The organism is Nonomuraea fuscirosea, assembly GCF_035917475.1.
Classification (GTDB): Bacteria; Actinomycetota; Actinomycetes; order Streptosporangiales; family Streptosporangiaceae; genus Nonomuraea; species Nonomuraea fuscirosea.
The window spans coordinates 8,944,674-8,960,119 of record NZ_CP109074.1; the positions used below are offsets into that span (position 1 = coordinate 8,944,674).

A 15,446-nucleotide genomic window follows, 5' to 3' on the forward strand; every position below is an offset into this window, starting at 1 on the left:
GCCTCGGAGGCCGGGAATAAAGGGGCCTTACGCGCTGGACGCCACCGCCTCGGAAGTCGGCGCTCAAGCGCTCAGAGGCCGGCGGCCTCCGCGCGCAGTTTCTCGCCCTTGGCGTACGCCTGCTCCTTCAGCCGCTCCTGGAACTCCTCCATCCGCGCCCGCAGCCCCTCGTCGGAGGCCGCCAGGATGCGTACGGCGAGCAGCCCGGCGTTACGGGCTCCGCCGACCGCCACGGTGGCGACCGGCACCCCGGCCGGCATCTGGACGATCGACAGCAGGGAGTCCATGCCGTCCAGGTATTTCAGCGGCACCGGCACCCCGATGACCGGCAGCGGCGTGACCGAGGCCAGCATGCCGGGCAGGTGGGCGGCACCGCCCGCGCCCGCGATGATGACCTGGACGCCCCGGGAAGCGGCCTGCCGGCCGTAGTCGATCATCTCGACGGGCATGCGGTGGGCCGAGACCACGTCGGCCTCGAACGGCACCCCGAACTCGGCCACCGCTTCGGCCGCCGCCTTCATCACCGGCCAGTCGGAGTCGCTGCCCATGACGATGCCGATCACGCTGCCTCCTTCACCGGCCCCGCGACCCTCGCGGCACCGTGCCCTGCTACTGAGCTGCCGCGCTCGCTCACACGTACTCCCCCGTCATCAGGTGGACGGCGGCGTGGCGGGCGCGGGCGCGTACTTCGTCCAGGTTGGAGCCGAGGGCGGTCACGTGGCCGATCTTGCGGCCCGGACGCACCTCCTTGCCGTAGAAGTGCAGCTTGATGCCCGGATCGTGGGCCAGCACGTGCTCGTAACGCTTGAACACGTCAGGGTCGTCGCCGCCGAGCAGGTTGGCCATGACGACGTGCTGGGCGGTCATCTTGGGCGTGCCGAGCGGCAGGTCCAGCACGGCCCGCAGGTGCTGCTCGAACTGCGACGTCGTCGAGCCCTCGATGGTCCAGTGGCCGCTGTTGTGGGGGCGCATGGCCAGCTCGTTGACCAGCAGCCCGCCGGAGGTCTGGAACATCTCGACCGCCAGCAGCCCGGTCACCCCGAGCTGGTCGGCGATCGTCAGGGCGATGCGCTGGGCCTGGGCCGACTGCTCCTGGTCGAGGCCGGGGGCCGGCGCGATGACCTCGACGCAGATGCCGTCCTGCTGCACGGTCTCGACGACCGGGTAACTCACGCCCTGTCCGTGCGGCGAGCGGGCGACCAGGACGGCCAGTTCGCGCTCGAACGGTACGAAAGCCTCGGCCATGAGCTCGATCCCGGACGCGAACGCCTCCACGACGTCGGCTGGGGACCGGCACACCCACACGCCGCGCCCGTCGTAGCCGCCGCGCACCGCCTTGAGCACCACGGGCCAGCCGTGCTCGCCGGCGAAGGCGGTGGCGTCGTCGACGGACCGGACCCGCGCCCAGGCGGGGCAGGGCGCGCCGATCGCGGTCAGCCGCTCGCGCATGACGGCCTTGTCCTGGGCGTGCACGAGCGCGTCCGCGCTCGGGTGCACGACGTAGCCGTTGGCGGTCAGGGCCCTGATGTGCTCGGTGGGCACGTGCTCGTGGTCGAACGTGATCACATCGCAGCCCCTGGCGAACTCGCGCAGATCACCAAGATCACGGTAGTCTCCGATGCGCGTGTCGACGACGACCCTGGCCGCGCTCTCCTCGGAGTTGTTGGCCAGCACCCGCAGCTCGACGCCGAGCGCGATCGCGGGCGGCTGTGACATTCTGGCCAGCTGGCCCGCGCCGATGACGCCGACGACCGGCCCGATGGGGCTGTATGAACTCACGCCAGGTGAGCTTACCTGGACGGATGGGCTTTCCCCGACCCGCCCGGAGCATTCCGTGACGGGCCGGGGCTGGGCGGCCGTTCCGGGTCGCCTTGAAGGCACGGCCGCCCAGCGTTCGCGTGCCCTCGAACTGTCCCGCAGCGTAATCCTCCTCCCGCCGTTATGCCCTTCATAAGCCGATATTTCGCTAGATGTTCTTTGCGCGGTATGTTCGGCGGTCTGACACTCGCGCGACATCCCGGCCGGTACGCTGGGGCGAACAGGCGCGACGAGGAAGGGACCGAGCAGAGACGTGGATTTCGCCAGACGGCTCTACCAGCGGTTCTCGTCCCTCGTGCACGAGCTGGCCAAGTTCGGCAGCATCGGGGCGGTGGCGTTCGTCATCGACCTGAGCCTGCTCAACCTGTGCAACAGCGTGCTCGACCTCGGACCCCTGACCTCGAAGGTCGTGGCGACGACGATCTCCACCACCTTCGCCTACCTGGGCAACCGCTACTGGACGTTCCGCCACCGCGAGCAGAGCGGGCTCGGCCGCGAATACTTCCTGTTCTTCCTGCTGAACGGCATCGCACTGCTGTTCGGCATGCTGACGATCGGCTTCACCACCTACACGCTCGGCCTGCACGACACGCTCAGCTTCAACATCGCCAACATCGTCGGCGTGGGCCTCGGCACCCTCTTCCGTTACTGGTCGTACAAGAAGTGGGTGTTCCTGGAGGCCACCGAGCCGATCCCGGTCGAGCTGCCCGAGGGCGGCGTCAAGCAGGAACGCTGACCCCGCCCCCTCACGCCGGGCCGCTGACCACCCGGTTCCTGTTGTCGTCCTCCGCCGGTCGCAGGAAGATGGCGAACGTCGCCGGGCGGCGGCGTACGAGCTCCAGCCGGCCGCCGTCGGCGGCGGCCAGCGCGCGGGCCAGCGTCAACCCCAGTCCGGTGCCTCCACCACCGCTGACGTTGCGCTCGAAGATCTTCGGGGCGATCTCGTCGGAGATGCCGGGCCCCTGGTCCGCCACCTCGATCACCACGTAGTTGTCGCCGCAGCTGCTCGTGACGGTGACGTCGCCGCCGCCGTGCCGCAGGGAGTTCTCCAGCAGCGAGGCGATCACCTGGCCGAAGCCGCCCGTGGTGGCCATCGCCTTCAGGTCGCGGGCGCCTTCGAGGTGGAGCCCGCGGCCCGCGTCGCGGAAGACCGGCGCCCATTCGGTGATCTGCTGGTCGAGCACCTCGTCGATGGCGACCGGTTCGGCCTGGGCGTGGCGCTGGCGGCGGGCCGCGGCCAGCAGCTCGTCGATCACGGCCGTCAGCCGCTCCGCCTGGACGATCGCCGCCTCGCCCTCCTCGCGTACGACCTCGGGCTCGTCGGAGGCGGCGACGATCTCCTCCAGCCGCATGGTGAGCCCGGTCAAGGGGGTACGGAGCTGGTGGGAGGCGTCGGTGGCGAACTCCCTCTCACGCGTGAGCAGGTCGGAGATGCGGGTGGCGCTGCGGTCGAGCACCTGGGCCACGCGGTCCAGCTCGGGGATGCCGTAGCGGTGTTTGCTCGGCCGCGCGTCCCCAGAGCCCAGCCGATCGGCGATCTTGGCCAGGTCCTGGAGAGGAAGGGTCAGCCGGCGTGACTGCACGACGGCCAGGCTCACGGCCACCGCCAGGGCGGCGACGGCCAGGGCCACGATGAGCAGCAGCCGGGCCCGTACGTCCTGCTCGACCTGATCCTGGTCGCGGCTGATCCGTACGTAGACCCCGGTGTTGGTCTGGGCGTCCTCGGTCATCAGGTGACCGGACGGCGGGGGGTCGCCGACGACGGTCACCCTCAGGGGGGTTCCGCGTTCCCAGATCTGGATGAATCTGCCCGGGTACTTCTGCTCCAGTTGCTGGGGATCGAGCGGCGTCTCCTGGACGCGGGCGTACTCCACCTCTCCCACGAGACGCTTGGCTTCCGCCCCGAGCTCCTGAGCCGCCTCATCGACGATCAGGCGGCTGACGACGACGCCCAGGGGGACCCCCAGCAGCAGGACCGCGATGACCGCGACGACCAGGGTGGAGGAGAGCAGTCGGCGGCGCATCTACTCGCGCTCGAACCGGAAGCCGACCCCCCGGACGGTCGTGATGTAGCGCGGCTTGGCCGCGTCGTCGCCGAGCTTGCGGCGTAGCCAGGAGATGTGCATGTCGAGGGTCTTGGTGGAACCCCACCAGTTGGTGTCCCACACCTCGCGCATGATCTGCTCGCGGGTGACGACCTTGCCCGCGTCTCGGACGAGGACGCGCAGCAGGTCGAACTCCTTGGTGGTCAGGTGCAGCTCCTTCTCCCCCATCCAGGCGCGCCGGGAGTCCGCGTCGATGCGCACTCCCTGGACGACCGGGGTCTCGGACGTGCCGCGGCGCAGCAGCGCGCGTACCCGGGCGAGCAGTTCGGCCAGCCGGAACGGTTTGGTCACGTAGTCGTCGGCGCCGGCGTCGAGGCCGACGACGGTGTCCACCTCGTCGACGCGGGCGGTGAGGATGAGCACCGGAGTGCCGTGCCCTTCGGCGCGGATCCGGCGCGCGACCTCCAGCCCGTCCATCTCCGGCAGGCCTAGGTCGAGAACGATGAGGTCGATGCCGCCCGACAGTGCCCTTTCCAGGGCCTGCGGGCCATCGGGACTCACCTCAACCTGATAGCCCTCGCGGCGCAGCGCACGCGCGAGTGGCTCGGATATCGAGGTGTCATCCTCGGCGAGAAGTACGCAGGTCATAAAGCGATCGTAGGACCTTAGGCGATCGTTTCCCGGGCGCAGCGCGCGGTTTGACTCGTCGTTGACCTATCCATTGACCTGGGCAAACACAGCTAAAATACAGTAGGTCGTGATTAAAGCACCGCTGCTTTGGGGGCGGAATTCATCGGGTGATCATGCCCACCGATGAAATGACTCAATCCACCCCCTCGGCGCGTCGCCGTCGCGGCATGGTGCGATCATGGGGAAATGTCCTTGCCCGCCGCCGATCGCGCGCGTGAGATGTGGTCCCGCCTCGCCGGCTCACCGGCCGGCTTCCCCGGGCCCGGTGACGCCGGCGTGGTGGTCTCGCCCGAGTCGTCGCTGTGCCCGCCGGGCTGGAGCGGGATGGTCGAGCTCGACGGCGCGATCCTGGCCGTCGTGCCGCGCCCCGATCTGGTGAACGGGGTACGCGAACGGCTGCTCGCCCTGCTCGGCGACGGCGACGGGGCCAGGGCCGGGGCCGGGCTCTCCCGGCTGGCGGTGGGTGAGGTGCTGGGCCCCGCGGAGCTCGCCTACCTGGACGAGACGGACTTCCGGCCGGCCGGCGTGGAGGTGGAGCGCCTGCCGTCCGGGCACGGCGACGTCGAAGCGTTGCTGGCGTCGGTCCCCGAGGCGGACGCGGTGGAGTCCGGGCTGGAGCGGACCGAGTCGCCGGTGTACGTGCTCCGCGACGGGTCGCGGGTCGTGGCGGCGTCGGCGTACCGGACGTGGGTGGAGACGGCGGCGCACCTCTGCGTCCTGACGGCGGACCCGCACCGGGGGCGCGGGCTGGCCCGCGCGGTGGCCTCGGCGGCGGTGGCGGACGCGCTGGCGGACGGGCTGCTGCCGCAGTGGCGGGCCCGGCCGGCCGCGTCGCGCCGGGTCGCCGCGGCGCTCGGTTTCCGCCGGCACGGCGAGCAGCTCAGTGTCCGCGACCTTGCCGCCGCCCTGGTCTGAGGCCGGGGCACGCGAGCCGGAACGACCCGCCGCCAGGGCCGATGAGACGGTGGCCGGCGACGGCCGGGGCGGGAGCGGGTGTCAGTCGCCGCTGGAGCGGGGCTCGGCGTAGCGGGCCAGGTAGAGCTGCTCGCCGAGGCTGCGGATCAGCCCCAGCTCCGTCTCCAGGTAGTCGATGTGCTCTTCCTCGTCCCGCAGGATGTCCTCGAAGATGTTCGCGGAGGTGATGTCACCCTTCTCGCGCATCAGCTGGATCGCCGGCCGCAGCCGCTCCACCACCGACATCTCCACTTCGAGGTCGGCCCGCAACTGCTCCTCGACGGTCTGGCCGATGTGCAGCGTGCCCAGCCGCTGGTAGTTGGGCAGGCCCTCAAGGAAGAGGATGCGGTCGGTGAGGCGTTCCGCGTGCCGCATCTCCTCGATGGACTCGTCGCGGGTGTGCTCGGCCAGCTTAGTGTAGCCCCAGTTCTCCTGCATCTTGGCGTGCAGGAAATATTGGTTGATCGCGGTGAGCTCCGCGGTCAGCTGCTCGTTGAGCAATTCGATGATCTGCTTGTCGCCCTGCATGGAAACGGGCTCCTCATCGCTATCCGGCTATGCGGTCGTCAGTTCTTCCGACCGTTTCAGGATCGCACAGATCTTCCGTACACAACGGGCACAGTCACCACCAGCACCTGTAGTGTCGCGAATCTGCTTCGCGCTCGTCGCCCCGGAGGCGATGCAGTCGTGCACCTCATTCTCGGTCACAGCACGACAAACGCAGACGTACATCCGGGGACAGGCCTTTCAAGCAGGGGAAGGTGCCGTTAGGTTAGGCACGCCTAAGGTACCTCACTTTGGTTAGGCTTGCCTATGTTGACTGTGTCACAGTCGCCTTCCCCGGCTGTCAGTGCCCCCTGGCGATCCATTCCTCCAGGTGAGGAGCCTCGGCGCCGATCGAGGTCGAGTCGCCGTGACCGGTGTGCACGACCGTCTCGGCCGGCAGGGTCAGCAGCCGCTGCCTGATCGAGTCGATGATGGTCTCGAACGAGCTGTAGGAACGCCCGGTCGCCCCGGGCCCGCCCTTGAACAGCGTGTCGCCGCTGAACAGGACCCCGAGCTCGGGCGCGGACACGCAGACCGCGCCCGGCGAGTGGCCCGGCGTGTGCAGGATCTCCAGCGCGTTCCCGCCGGCCACCAGCTTCTCGCCGTCGGCCAGCGGCTCGTACGACACCTCGGGGCCGTACACCTGCTCCCACAGCACCTGGTCGTCCGGGTGCAGCCGGATCGGCGCCCCGGTCAGCCGGGCCAGGTCGGCGGCGGCGTTGACGTGGTCGTTGTGCGCGTGGGTGCACAGGATGGCCCTGACCGCGCGGCCGCCCACCCGCTCGGCGATCGGGGCGGCGTCGTGGGCGGCGTCGATGACGACCACCTCACGCGCGTCGCCGACCACCCAGACGTTGTTGTCGACCTCCCACGTGCCGCCGTCCAGCGAGAACGTGCCCTTGGTGATGACCCGGTCGATCATCAGAAGACCACCACCGAGCGCAGCACCTCGCCGCGGTGCATCTTGGCGAACGCCTCCTCGACCCCGTCGAGCGCGATCGTCTCGGAGACGAACTTGTCCAGCGGCAGCCGGTTCTGCAGGAACAGGTCGATGAGCATGGGGAAGTCGCGGCTGGGCAGGCAGTCGCCGTACCAGGAGGACTTGAGCGCGCCGCCGCGGCCGAACACGTCGAGCAGCGGCAGGTCGATGCGCATCTCCGGGGTCGGCACGCCGACCAGCACGACCGTACCGGCCAGGTCACGGGCGTAGAACGCCTGCTCGTACGTCTCCGGCCGGCCCACCGCCTCGACGACCACGTCGGCGCCGTTGCCGCCGGTCAGGTCGCGGATGGCCTCGACCGGGTCGTTCTCGCGCGAGTTGACCGTGTGGGTGGCGCCGAACTCCTTGGCCCACTCCAGCTTGCGATCGTCGACGTCGACCGCGATGATCCGGGCCGCGCCGGCCAGCGAGGAGCCGAGGATGGCCGCGTCGCCGACGCCGCCGCAGCCGATGACCGCCACGCTGTCGCCGCGGGTCACCCCGCCGGTGTTGATCGCCGCGCCGAGACCCGCCATCACGCCGCAGCCGAGCAGCCCCGCCACCTGGGCCGGCGCCTCGGCCGAGACCTTCGTGCACTGGCCGGCCGCCACGATCGTCTTGTCCAGGAACGCGCCGATGCCGAGCGCGGGCGACAGCTCGGTGCCGTCCTTGAGCGTCATCTTCTGCTTGGCGTTGTGGGTGGCGAAGCAGTACCACGGGCGGCCGCGCAGGCAGGCCCGGCACTGGCCGCACACCGCGCGCCAGTTGAGGATGACGAAGTCGCCGGGCTCGACCTCGGTGACGCCGGGGCCGACCGCCTCGACCACGCCCGCCGCCTCATGGCCCAGCAGGAACGGATAGTCGTCGCTGATCCCGCCCTCGCGGTAGTGGAGGTCGGTGTGGCAGACCCCGCAGGCCTGCACGTCGACCACCGCCTCGCCCGGACCCGGATCCGGCACGATGACCGTCTCGAGCGAAACTTCCTGGCCCTTGCCCCGGGCGACCACGCCCTGCACTTCGTACGGCATGCCAGCCATCTTGTGTCAGAGGGATGATCTCCGCAAGACATACGGCTGGACCACGCCGAGTCCTCTGGCCGGACGGTGCCGGATCTTGCGCAGCTCGTAACCGCCGTGGCCGGTCAGGGCCTCGGCCAGGGCCGCGTCCACGAGGATGGTGCCCGGCCTGGCGATGGCGGTGAGCCTGGCCGCCAGGTTGACAGTCGTGCCGAAGACGTCGCCCATCAGCGGCACCACCGGGCCGTAGGCCAGGCCGATGCGCAGGTCGTCGGTGACGGCCAGGTCGAGCGCGACGGCCGCCGCGTGCGCCGGGTCCGGCGCGGTGAACAGCACCTCGTCGCCCAGCGTCTTGACCAGCCTGGCGCCGTGCGTGGCCACCACGTCGGAGGCCCGCGACTCGAACCCCTCGACCAGCTCGGCCAGCGCCTTCTCGTCCAGCTCGCGGCTGCGCCTGGTGAACGACACCAGGTCGGCGAAGCCCACCGCCATCGGCACCCTGGCCGGGGCCGGCTCGTCGCTCACGTCGGCGATGGCCAGCAGCCGGGTGCCGGCGGCGGCCAGCTGGGCCCGCCAGACGTGCACGAGCACGTGCTCGAAGTCGGGCATCAGTTTCCGCGCGGTGTCGAGCACCCGGTCCAGGTCGGCGTCCGCGGGCGGCTCAGCCTCCGGCTCCGGCCCGGGCTGCGGCTCCGGCTCGGGCGCCAGCGTGCCCATCATGATCTCGGCCTGCCACTGTGCCAGCCTGGCCGTGGTCTGGCCGAGCGCGCGGGCCATCCGGATGAGCGTCGGCTCGTCGAGCAGGCCGGCGTCGAGCATGCCGCGCACCCGGCGCAGCGCGTCGGCGTCGCCCTCGGTGAACGCGACCGCGTCGTCCGCCCGCTGTGCGAAGCCGAGGGCGCGCCAGATGCGCTCGGCCAGCGGCTGCGGCACGCCGCTCGCCGCGGCCACCTCCGCCCGCGTGTAGCGCGGCGGCAGGCCGAGCAGCAGCCGCTCGATCTCCTCGGCGCTCGGACGGCCGGGACGCGCTTCGTTCACCTGCGGCCGGACGAGTCGGCGCCCGTCGAGCACCTGCGGCCCGAGGAGTCGGCGCCCATCGAGCGCCTGCCGCCGGTCAGGTCAGCGTCCATCGAGCTCGCCGTCCGAGGCGTCCTCCACGAGCCGGAACAGGTCGGTCCTGACGTCCTGGATGCGCGGGATGTCGCGCAGCACGATCTCGCCCCGGTCGCCGGCCGACTCGACGGTCAGCGTGCCGCAGCCCAGCAGCCGCTCGGCGAAGGTCTGGTCGGAGCTCACCGTGTTGACCTTGGTGATCGGGATCTCGTCGGTCGACTTGTTGAGCACGCCCGTGCTGATCGTGAAGCGGTGGGTGGTGAGCACGTAGCCGGTGTTCTTCCACCTCAGGTAGGGGACGAACGACCAGATCGTGAGCAGGATGAGCCCGACGACGACGACGGCGATCCTGGCGTAGAAGGCGTACTCGAAGTCGCCGGGGATGAAGTAGAGCGCCGCACCGGAGGCGAGGGCGATGAGGACCAGCGCGATGAAGGGGACGATCAGTCGCTTCCAGTGGGGGTGGAAGGATCGGACGCGCCGCTCACCCTGCGTCAGATGGTGGTCGGGAATGGTCATGGCCCAAATCGTGCCACCAACCCGGCCCGCCTGCTATGCCGACGACACAACCGGACGACTCCCGGCGTCCGGCATGGACAGCTTCAGGTCGTCGGCGTGGACAGCTTCAGGTCGTCGGCGTGGACGGCTACAGGTCGGCCGGACGGACGTGGACCACGTCGCCGGCGCTCAGCGTGTGGCGCTCGCCGTCCACCTCGACCTGGAGGTGCCCGGAGCCGTCGATCCCGGTCGCGAGCCCGGTCAGCGACCGGTCCCCCGGCAGCTCCACCCTGATCAGCCGCCCGATCGTGGCGCTGGAGGCCAGGTAGGCGGGGCGGAGCCCGGACGCGTCCGCGTCGCCGCCGGCCTCCGTCCACTCGCGGTAGTGGCTCTCCAGCTCTCTCAGCACCGCCCGCAGCAGCGGGTCGCGGTCGAGGCAGGCCGCCTGCTCGATGCCCAGTGACGTGGCGGTCGCGACCGGGAGCTCACTCGTCTTGAGCGTCACGTTGAGCCCCATGCCGATGACGACGGCGTCGTCGGCCCGCTCGGCCAGGATGCCGGCCAGCTTGCGCTCGCCGATCAGCAGGTCGTTGGGCCACTTGAGGCCGACGTCCACCTCGGCCAGGCGGCGGATCGCCGAGGCCGCGGAGACGCCGTACAGGAGGGAGAGCCAGCTCTGCGCGGCGACCGGCACCTGCGGTCTGAGCAGCACGGAGAAGGTCAGGCCCGAGCGGGGCGGCGCCGACCAGGCGCGGCCCAGGCGGCCCCGGCCCGACCGCTGCGCCTCCGCCACCAGCACCGTGCCGGCGGGCGCTCCGCTCCTGGCGGCCTGGGCCAGGTCGGCGTTGGTGGAGCCGGTGCTCTCGACCACGGTGACGCCGGTCCACAACGAGCCGGGCCGGACCAGGGCCCGGTTGAGCGACGCCTGTGAGAGCGGCGGACGGTCGAGGTCGGAGTATCGCGAGTCGGGCATCCTCCCATCTTCGCGGATGGCGTGACCCCTCATGACGACGCCGACCAGGCAAGATGGACGGATGAGCGAGCGTGACGTCCCCGGGGGCGGGGCGGCGGCGCGGCCGGGGCCGACCAGCCGGGTCCGGGTGAGACAGCTGTCCGGCCTGTCCGCCCGGGACCGCCGCGACGACCTGGCCACGGAGGAGCCGCTGGAGATCCGGCTGACCGGGCCCGGCGGCGCGGGCAGGACCGTGGCGATCACCATGCGCACGCCGGGGCACGACTTCGAGCTGGCGGCGGGGTTCCTGCACGGCGAGGGCCTGGTGCGGGCCGGCGACATCGCCGCGATCGGCTACTGCGCCGACGCGGATCTGCCGCCGGAGTCGCGCTACAACGTGGTGACGGTACGCCTGCACGTGCCCGTGCCCGACCTGCCCGCGCTCGACCGTCACTTCCTCACCTCCAGCGCGTGCGGCGTCTGCGGCTCGGCGAGCCTGGACTCCTTGCGCGAGCGGTGCGCCCCCGTGCCGAGAGGGCTGCTCAAGCTCTCCCCCGACCTGCTGTACGGGCTGCCGCCGGCGTTGCGCGCGGCCCAGGGGGTGTTCGGCAAGACGGGCGGGCTGCACGCGGCGGGGCTGTTCTCCCCCTCGGGGACGCTGGTGGCGGTGCGCGAGGACGTGGGCCGGCACAACGCGGTCGACAAGCTGGCCGGCTGGGCGGCGCTGGACGGGCGGCTGCCGCTGGCCGAGCACGTGCTCATGGTGAGCGGGCGGACCAGCTACGAGATCATGCAGAAGGCGCTGGCGGCGGGGCTGCCGGTGGTGTGCGCGGTGTCGGCGCCGTCGTCGCTGGCGGTGGAGTTGGCCAGGGAGTTCGGGGTCACGCTGGTGGGCTTCCTGCGGGGCGAGCGCTGCAACGTGTACGCGGGCGCCGAGCGCGTCTCCGTCTGAGAAAAATGTGGAATAAAGCATTCCGTTCTGCTATTCTGGAAACAGAACAAAGCGTTCCGATCCACAACTTCCGGAGGCTCCGCATGAGCGCCATCACCCCCTTCCGCGTCGACATCCCGCAGTCCGAGCTGGACGACCTCCAGGCCCGCCTCGCGCTCACCCGCTTCACCGACGAGATCCCCGGCGCCGACCAGGGCGTGGCCGTCGAGCGGGTCAGGCGCCTGGTCGGCCACTGGCGCGACGGGTTCGACTGGCGGGCGCAGGAGGCCAGGCTCAACGCCTTCCCGCAGTTCACCACCGAGGTCGACGGGCAGAACATCCACTTCATCCACGTCCGCTCCGACAACCCCGACGCGCTCCCGCTGATCCTCACCCACGGCTGGCCCGGCTCGATCGCCGAATACCTCAACGCCGTCGAGCCGCTGTCCCGCCACTTCCACCTGGTCATCCCGTCGCTGCCCGGCTACGGCTTCTCCGGGCCGACGCGGGAGCTGGGCTGGAACAACCAGCGCATCGCCAGGGCGTGGGCCGAGCTGATGGCGCGGCTCGGCTACGAGCGCTACGGCGCGGCAGGCAACGACGCCGGCTCGATGATCTCCCCCGAGCTGGGCAGGATCGACGCGGAGCACGTCGTCGGCGTGCACGTCACCCAGCTGTTCTCGTTCCCGTCGGGCGACCCGGCCGAGTTCGCGGACCTGAGCGAGGAGGACCAGGCGGGGCTGGCCGTGCTCGACTGGTTCTGGAAGGAGAAGGGCGGCTTCAACGTGCTTCAGTCGCAGCAGCCGCAGACGCTCGCGCACGCCATCGCCGACTCGCCCGCCGGGCTCGTGGGCTGGCTGGCCCAGCTGTTCGACGAGGACCTCGACGACGACTTCGTGCTGCTCAACGCGGCCATCCACTGGTTCACCGGCACGGCCGGCTCGGCGCTGCGGCTGTACTGGGAGAACGCCAAGGCCGAGCAGCCGAAGGAGCCCACGACGGTGCCGACCGCGCTGGCCATGGGCGAAGGCGACTTCAAGTCGATCCGCCGCTTCGCCGAGCGCGACCACGCGAACATCGTCTCCTGGACGACCCTGCCGGCCCCGGCCCACGGCCACTACACCGCGCACACCGCCACCGAGGCGCTGACCTCGAACGTCATCGCCTTCTTCGCCGGTGTGCGCTGATCGCGGCCCATGGCGGCGGGCGCCATGGGCCGCCCGCCCGGCGGGGTCAGCCGGTGTTCTGCAACCCCGCCGCCACCCCGTTGACCGACAGGAGCAGGAGCGTGGACATGCGGTCGCGCTCCCGCTCCGACAGGTCCTCGGTACGCAGCGCGCGCAGGGCCCGCAGCTGGAGGTGGGAGAGCGCGTCCACGTACGGGTCGCGGAGCTGGACGGCCCGCGACAGGACCTTGCGGTTCTCCAGCAGCCGCGTGTGGCCGGTGACCCTGAGCACCAGGTCACGGGTGCGGTCGTACTCCTCCAGCACCTGGCGGGCGAAGTCCTCCCTGCCCCCGAGGGCCAGATAGCGCTTGGCGATCGAGCGGTCGGTCTTGGCCAGCGACATCTCCGCGTTGTCCAGCATCACGTTGAACAGCGGCCACTCCGCGTACGCCGCCCGCAGCTCCTCCAGCGAGCCGACCGAGGCCAGGCCGGTGCCGAGGCCGTACCAGCCGGGCAGGTTGACCCGGGTCTGGGCCCAGGCGAAGACCCAGGGGATGGCCCGCAGGTCGTCGAGGGAGCGGGGCGCGCCCAGGCCGCGCCGGGCCGGGCGGGAGCCGAGCCGCAGCGTGCCGATCTCCTCCAGCGGGCTGACCAGGCCGAACCACTCGGGAAAGCCCGGCGCCTCGGTCAGCGCCCGGTACGCCTCCTCCGAGGCCCCGGCCACCCGCTCGGCCAGGCCGCGGAAGCGCTCCGCCGCCGTCGCGGTGCGGGCGCCGACCGTGGGCGAGGAGGCCAGCAGGACGGCGTTGGCCACCTGCTCCAGGTGCCTGCGGGCGATGGCGATGTGACCGTAGCGGGCGAAGATGACCTCGCCCTGCTCGGTCACCTTGAACCGGCCGGCGACCGAGCCGGGGGCCTGGGCCAGCACCGCGCGGTTGGCCGGGCCGCCGCCCCGCCCCAGGGCGCCGCCCCTGCCGTGGAACATACGCAGCTTGACGTCGTGCTCGGCGGCCCAGGCGGTCAGCGCCTCCTGCGCCTCGTACAGCCGCAGCGTGGCCGCCGCCGGGCCGAGTTCCTTGGCCGAGTCGGAGTAGCCGAGCATGATCTCCATGCGCCGGTCGGTGTCGGCCAGGCGCCGCTGGATCTCCGGGATGTCGAGCATGCCGGTCAGCACGTCCGGCGAATTGGCCAGGTCCTGACCCGACTCGAAGAGTGGCACCACGTCGAGTGTCGGGGCCCGCTCGCCGAGGGCGCGGCGAGCCAGCTCGTAGACGGCCGCGATGTCGTCGGCTGAGCGGGTGAAGGAGACCACGTAGCGGGAGCAGGCCGTGACGCCGAAGCGCTCCTGGATCCAGCCGATCACCCGGATCGTGGCCAGGACCTCCTCGGTGCGCTCGGACAGCTCGCCGCCGGCCCGCAGCTCCTCCAGGGCGGCCGCGTGCACCTGAGAGTGCTGGCGCACCTCCAGCTCGGCCAGGTGGAAGCCGAACGTCTCCACCTGCCACATGAGGTGCTGCAGCTCCCCGTACGCCTGCCGCGGCGCGGACGCGGACAGCGACTCCTGGGCCAGCCGCAGCTCGGCCAGCAGCTCGGCCGGCGAGCGGTAGGCCAGGTCGAGATCGCGGCGGCGGGTGGCGGCGATGCGCGCGGCCACGAACAGCAGCCACTGCCGGTGCGGCTCGCGCGGCGAGCGGGTGGCCAGCTCGGAGACCACGTCGGGATGGGCGTCGACGGCCGCCGCCAGCGCCGCGGTCAGCTCGGGCGAGCAGGGCGCGAACTGGGCGGAGGCGGTGAGCGTGCGGGCGATGCGGGTGCAGGCCGTCTCCAGGGCGGTCAGCACATGCTCGGACTGGATCTGGATCGTCTCGCGGGTGACCTTGGAGGTGACGTTGGGGTTGCCGTCGCGGTCGCCGCCGATCCAGCTCCCGTAGCGGATGAAGGGCCTGGCCAGCGGCGGCCGGGTGCCGGTGCCCTCGTCGAGTGCGGCGTCCAGCGCGCGGTAGACCTGCGGCACCATGCGGAACAGCGTCTCGTCGAAGGCGGCCATCGCCGTGCGAACCTCGTCGAGCGGGTCCAGCTTGGTCGAGCGGAGCTGGGCCGTGCGCCACAGCAGGTCGATCTCCTCCAGCATGCGCCGCTTGTTCTCGGCGCGTTCGGAGGCCCCGCGGCCGGGGGTGTTGTACTCGGTCAGCTGGCCGCTGATCCGCTGGATGGCGGTGACGACGGCGCGCCTGCGCGCCTCCGTGGGATGCGCCGTGAGCACCGGATGCAGCTCCAGGCCCGCCAGCAACTCGCCGACGCGCTCGTGGCCCAGCTCGTGCACGGCGTGCGCGAGCGACTCGCGCTGCACCCTGCCCTCGGCGTCCCGCTCGCGCAGCGTGCGGATGCGGTAGTGCTCCTCGGCGAGGTTGGCCAGGTGGAAGTAGCACGTGAACGCGCGGGCCACGGCCACGGCCCGCTCGATCTCCCATCCGGCGACCATTTCGGTGATCACGTCGGCCGAGATCTCACCCCTGCGCGCGGCGATGACGGCCTTGCGCAGTCGTTCGACGTCGGCCAGCAGGTCGTCTCCGCCCTGCTCGGCCAGCACCTGGCCGAGCAGTTTGCCGAGCAGCCGCACATCGTGGCGTAGCTCGTCCGGCATCTCGGTTACGGCGACACTGCGACGCTCGAGCCCCTGGTCAATCATGTTTCGAAGGGTATCCAGTCGGTTCGGGACGCCGTAGACCGGTCTCAGG

16 protein-coding genes are annotated in these 15,446 nt (G+C 71.2%); 4 read left to right on the forward strand and 12 right to left on the reverse strand.

All coding sequences use genetic code 11. From position 1 onward, the window contains the following. Positions 1-71: 71 nt before the first annotated feature. Both purE and OIE67_RS40620 read right to left on the reverse strand, forming a co-directional pair. Positions 72-548, reverse strand: a complete 477-nt coding sequence (purE, locus tag OIE67_RS40615) for a 5-(carboxyamino)imidazole ribonucleotide mutase (RefSeq protein ID WP_326645635.1) — start codon at positions 546-548, stop codon at positions 72-74. 82 nt (positions 549-630) lie between these two features. After that, positions 631-1,779 carry a 5-(carboxyamino)imidazole ribonucleotide synthase gene (locus tag OIE67_RS40620; RefSeq protein ID WP_326630493.1) on the reverse strand — a complete coding sequence of 383 codons (1,149 nt, stop codon included), beginning with the start codon at positions 1,777-1,779 and terminating at the stop codon, positions 631-633. A 292-nt stretch (positions 1,780-2,071) separates the two neighbouring features. Here OIE67_RS40620 and OIE67_RS40625 point away from each other — a divergent pair, with 292 nt between their 5' ends. Beyond that, positions 2,072-2,554, forward strand: a complete 483-nt coding sequence (locus OIE67_RS40625; RefSeq protein WP_326630495.1) for a GtrA family protein — start codon at positions 2,072-2,074, stop codon at positions 2,552-2,554. Positions 2,555-2,564: 10 nt separating this feature from the next. On the opposite strand, the gene OIE67_RS40630 is transcribed toward OIE67_RS40625, so the two are convergent. Together OIE67_RS40630 and OIE67_RS40635 are read right to left on the reverse strand one after the other, a co-directional pair. Continuing rightward, positions 2,565-3,842, reverse strand: a complete 1,278-nt coding sequence (locus OIE67_RS40630; protein WP_106236548.1) for an ATP-binding protein — start codon at positions 3,840-3,842, stop codon at positions 2,565-2,567. Continuing rightward, on the reverse strand, positions 3,843-4,511 hold the full coding sequence (locus tag OIE67_RS40635; protein WP_043620820.1) for a response regulator transcription factor: 669 nt from the start codon (positions 4,509-4,511) through the stop codon (positions 3,843-3,845). A 228-nt stretch (positions 4,512-4,739) separates the two neighbouring features. On the opposite strand from OIE67_RS40635, the gene OIE67_RS40640 reads away from it, so the two are divergent. Continuing rightward, positions 4,740-5,468: a GNAT family N-acetyltransferase gene (locus OIE67_RS40640; RefSeq protein ID WP_326630511.1), complete on the forward strand. Its 729-nt coding sequence runs from the start codon at positions 4,740-4,742 to the stop codon at positions 5,466-5,468. A gap of 81 nt (positions 5,469-5,549) precedes the next feature. Here OIE67_RS40640 and bfr read toward each other — a convergent pair whose 3' ends face one another. The 7 genes from bfr to OIE67_RS40675 form a co-directional block, all read right to left on the reverse strand. After that, positions 5,550-6,035, reverse strand: coding sequence for a bacterioferritin (bfr, locus tag OIE67_RS40645; protein ID WP_106236544.1), 486 nt, complete (start codon positions 6,033-6,035; stop codon positions 5,550-5,552). Between the two features lie 27 nt (positions 6,036-6,062). Continuing rightward, complete coding sequence (locus OIE67_RS40650; RefSeq protein WP_103960892.1) at positions 6,063-6,239, reverse strand: (2Fe-2S)-binding protein; 177 nt, start codon at positions 6,237-6,239, stop codon at positions 6,063-6,065. 115 nt (positions 6,240-6,354) lie between these two features. Continuing rightward, positions 6,355-6,975, reverse strand: a complete 621-nt coding sequence (locus OIE67_RS40655) for an MBL fold metallo-hydrolase (RefSeq protein ID WP_326630516.1) — start codon at positions 6,973-6,975, stop codon at positions 6,355-6,357. After that, a complete protein-coding gene (locus OIE67_RS40660; RefSeq protein ID WP_106236541.1) occupies positions 6,975-8,060 on the reverse strand; it encodes an S-(hydroxymethyl)mycothiol dehydrogenase in 1,086 nt (361 codons plus the stop codon). Before OIE67_RS40660 ends, OIE67_RS40655 begins: the two co-directional genes overlap by 1 nt. A gap of 15 nt (positions 8,061-8,075) precedes the next feature. Then, positions 8,076-9,086, reverse strand: a complete 1,011-nt coding sequence (locus tag OIE67_RS40665; RefSeq protein ID WP_326630519.1) for an adenylate/guanylate cyclase domain-containing protein — start codon at positions 9,084-9,086, stop codon at positions 8,076-8,078. Between the two features lie 81 nt (positions 9,087-9,167). Then, complete coding sequence (locus OIE67_RS40670) at positions 9,168-9,680, reverse strand: PH domain-containing protein (RefSeq protein ID WP_106236540.1); 513 nt, start codon at positions 9,678-9,680, stop codon at positions 9,168-9,170. 127 nt (positions 9,681-9,807) lie between these two features. Next, positions 9,808-10,632, reverse strand: coding sequence for a biotin--[acetyl-CoA-carboxylase] ligase (locus tag OIE67_RS40675; RefSeq protein ID WP_326630522.1), 825 nt, complete (start codon positions 10,630-10,632; stop codon positions 9,808-9,810). Between the two features lie 61 nt (positions 10,633-10,693). Between OIE67_RS40675 and fdhD the strand changes: the two genes are divergently transcribed. Together fdhD and OIE67_RS40685 are read left to right on the forward strand one after the other, a co-directional pair. Beyond that, positions 10,694-11,563, forward strand: a complete 870-nt coding sequence (gene fdhD / locus OIE67_RS40680) for a formate dehydrogenase accessory sulfurtransferase FdhD (RefSeq protein WP_326630525.1) — start codon at positions 10,694-10,696, stop codon at positions 11,561-11,563. A gap of 83 nt (positions 11,564-11,646) precedes the next feature. After that, positions 11,647-12,729 (forward strand): epoxide hydrolase family protein, encoded by a 1,083-nt coding sequence (locus OIE67_RS40685; RefSeq protein WP_326630527.1) that lies wholly within the window; start codon positions 11,647-11,649, stop codon positions 12,727-12,729. Positions 12,730-12,775: 46 nt separating this feature from the next. Here OIE67_RS40685 and OIE67_RS40690 read toward each other — a convergent pair whose 3' ends face one another. Continuing rightward, a complete protein-coding gene (locus tag OIE67_RS40690) occupies positions 12,776-15,397 on the reverse strand; it encodes a phosphoenolpyruvate carboxylase (RefSeq protein WP_106236534.1) in 2,622 nt (873 codons plus the stop codon). Positions 15,398-15,446 lie beyond the last annotated feature (49 nt).

What these genes read in the sequence shown, in the direction of transcription:
- purE (WP_326645635.1), bottom strand. Translation starts at nt 548, where the DNA reads ATGGGCAGCGACTCCGACTGGCCGGTGATGAAGGCGGCGGCCGAAGCG.
- OIE67_RS40630 (WP_106236548.1), bottom strand. Translation starts at nt 3,842, where the DNA reads ATGCGCCGCCGACTGCTCTCCTCCACCCTGGTCGTCGCGGTCATCGCG.
- OIE67_RS40635 (WP_043620820.1), bottom strand. Translation starts at nt 4,511, where the DNA reads ATGACCTGCGTACTTCTCGCCGAGGATGACACCTCGATATCCGAGCCA.
- OIE67_RS40640 (WP_326630511.1), top strand. Translation starts at nt 4,740, where the DNA reads ATGTCCTTGCCCGCCGCCGATCGCGCGCGTGAGATGTGGTCCCGCCTC.
- bfr (WP_106236544.1), bottom strand. Translation starts at nt 6,035, where the DNA reads ATGCAGGGCGACAAGCAGATCATCGAATTGCTCAACGAGCAGCTGACC.
- OIE67_RS40650 (WP_103960892.1), bottom strand. Translation starts at nt 6,239, where the DNA reads ATGTACGTCTGCGTTTGTCGTGCTGTGACCGAGAATGAGGTGCACGAC.
- OIE67_RS40655 (WP_326630516.1), bottom strand. Translation starts at nt 6,975, where the DNA reads ATGATCGACCGGGTCATCACCAAGGGCACGTTCTCGCTGGACGGCGGC.
- OIE67_RS40660 (WP_106236541.1), bottom strand. Translation starts at nt 8,060, where the DNA reads ATGCCGTACGAAGTGCAGGGCGTGGTCGCCCGGGGCAAGGGCCAGGAA.
- OIE67_RS40670 (WP_106236540.1), bottom strand. Translation starts at nt 9,680, where the DNA reads ATGACCATTCCCGACCACCATCTGACGCAGGGTGAGCGGCGCGTCCGA.
- OIE67_RS40675 (WP_326630522.1), bottom strand. Translation starts at nt 10,632, where the DNA reads ATGCCCGACTCGCGATACTCCGACCTCGACCGTCCGCCGCTCTCACAG.
- fdhD (WP_326630525.1), top strand. Translation starts at nt 10,694, where the DNA reads ATGAGCGAGCGTGACGTCCCCGGGGGCGGGGCGGCGGCGCGGCCGGGG.
- OIE67_RS40685 (WP_326630527.1), top strand. Translation starts at nt 11,647, where the DNA reads ATGAGCGCCATCACCCCCTTCCGCGTCGACATCCCGCAGTCCGAGCTG.
- OIE67_RS40690 (WP_106236534.1), bottom strand. Translation starts at nt 15,397, where the DNA reads ATGATTGACCAGGGGCTCGAGCGTCGCAGTGTCGCCGTAACCGAGATG.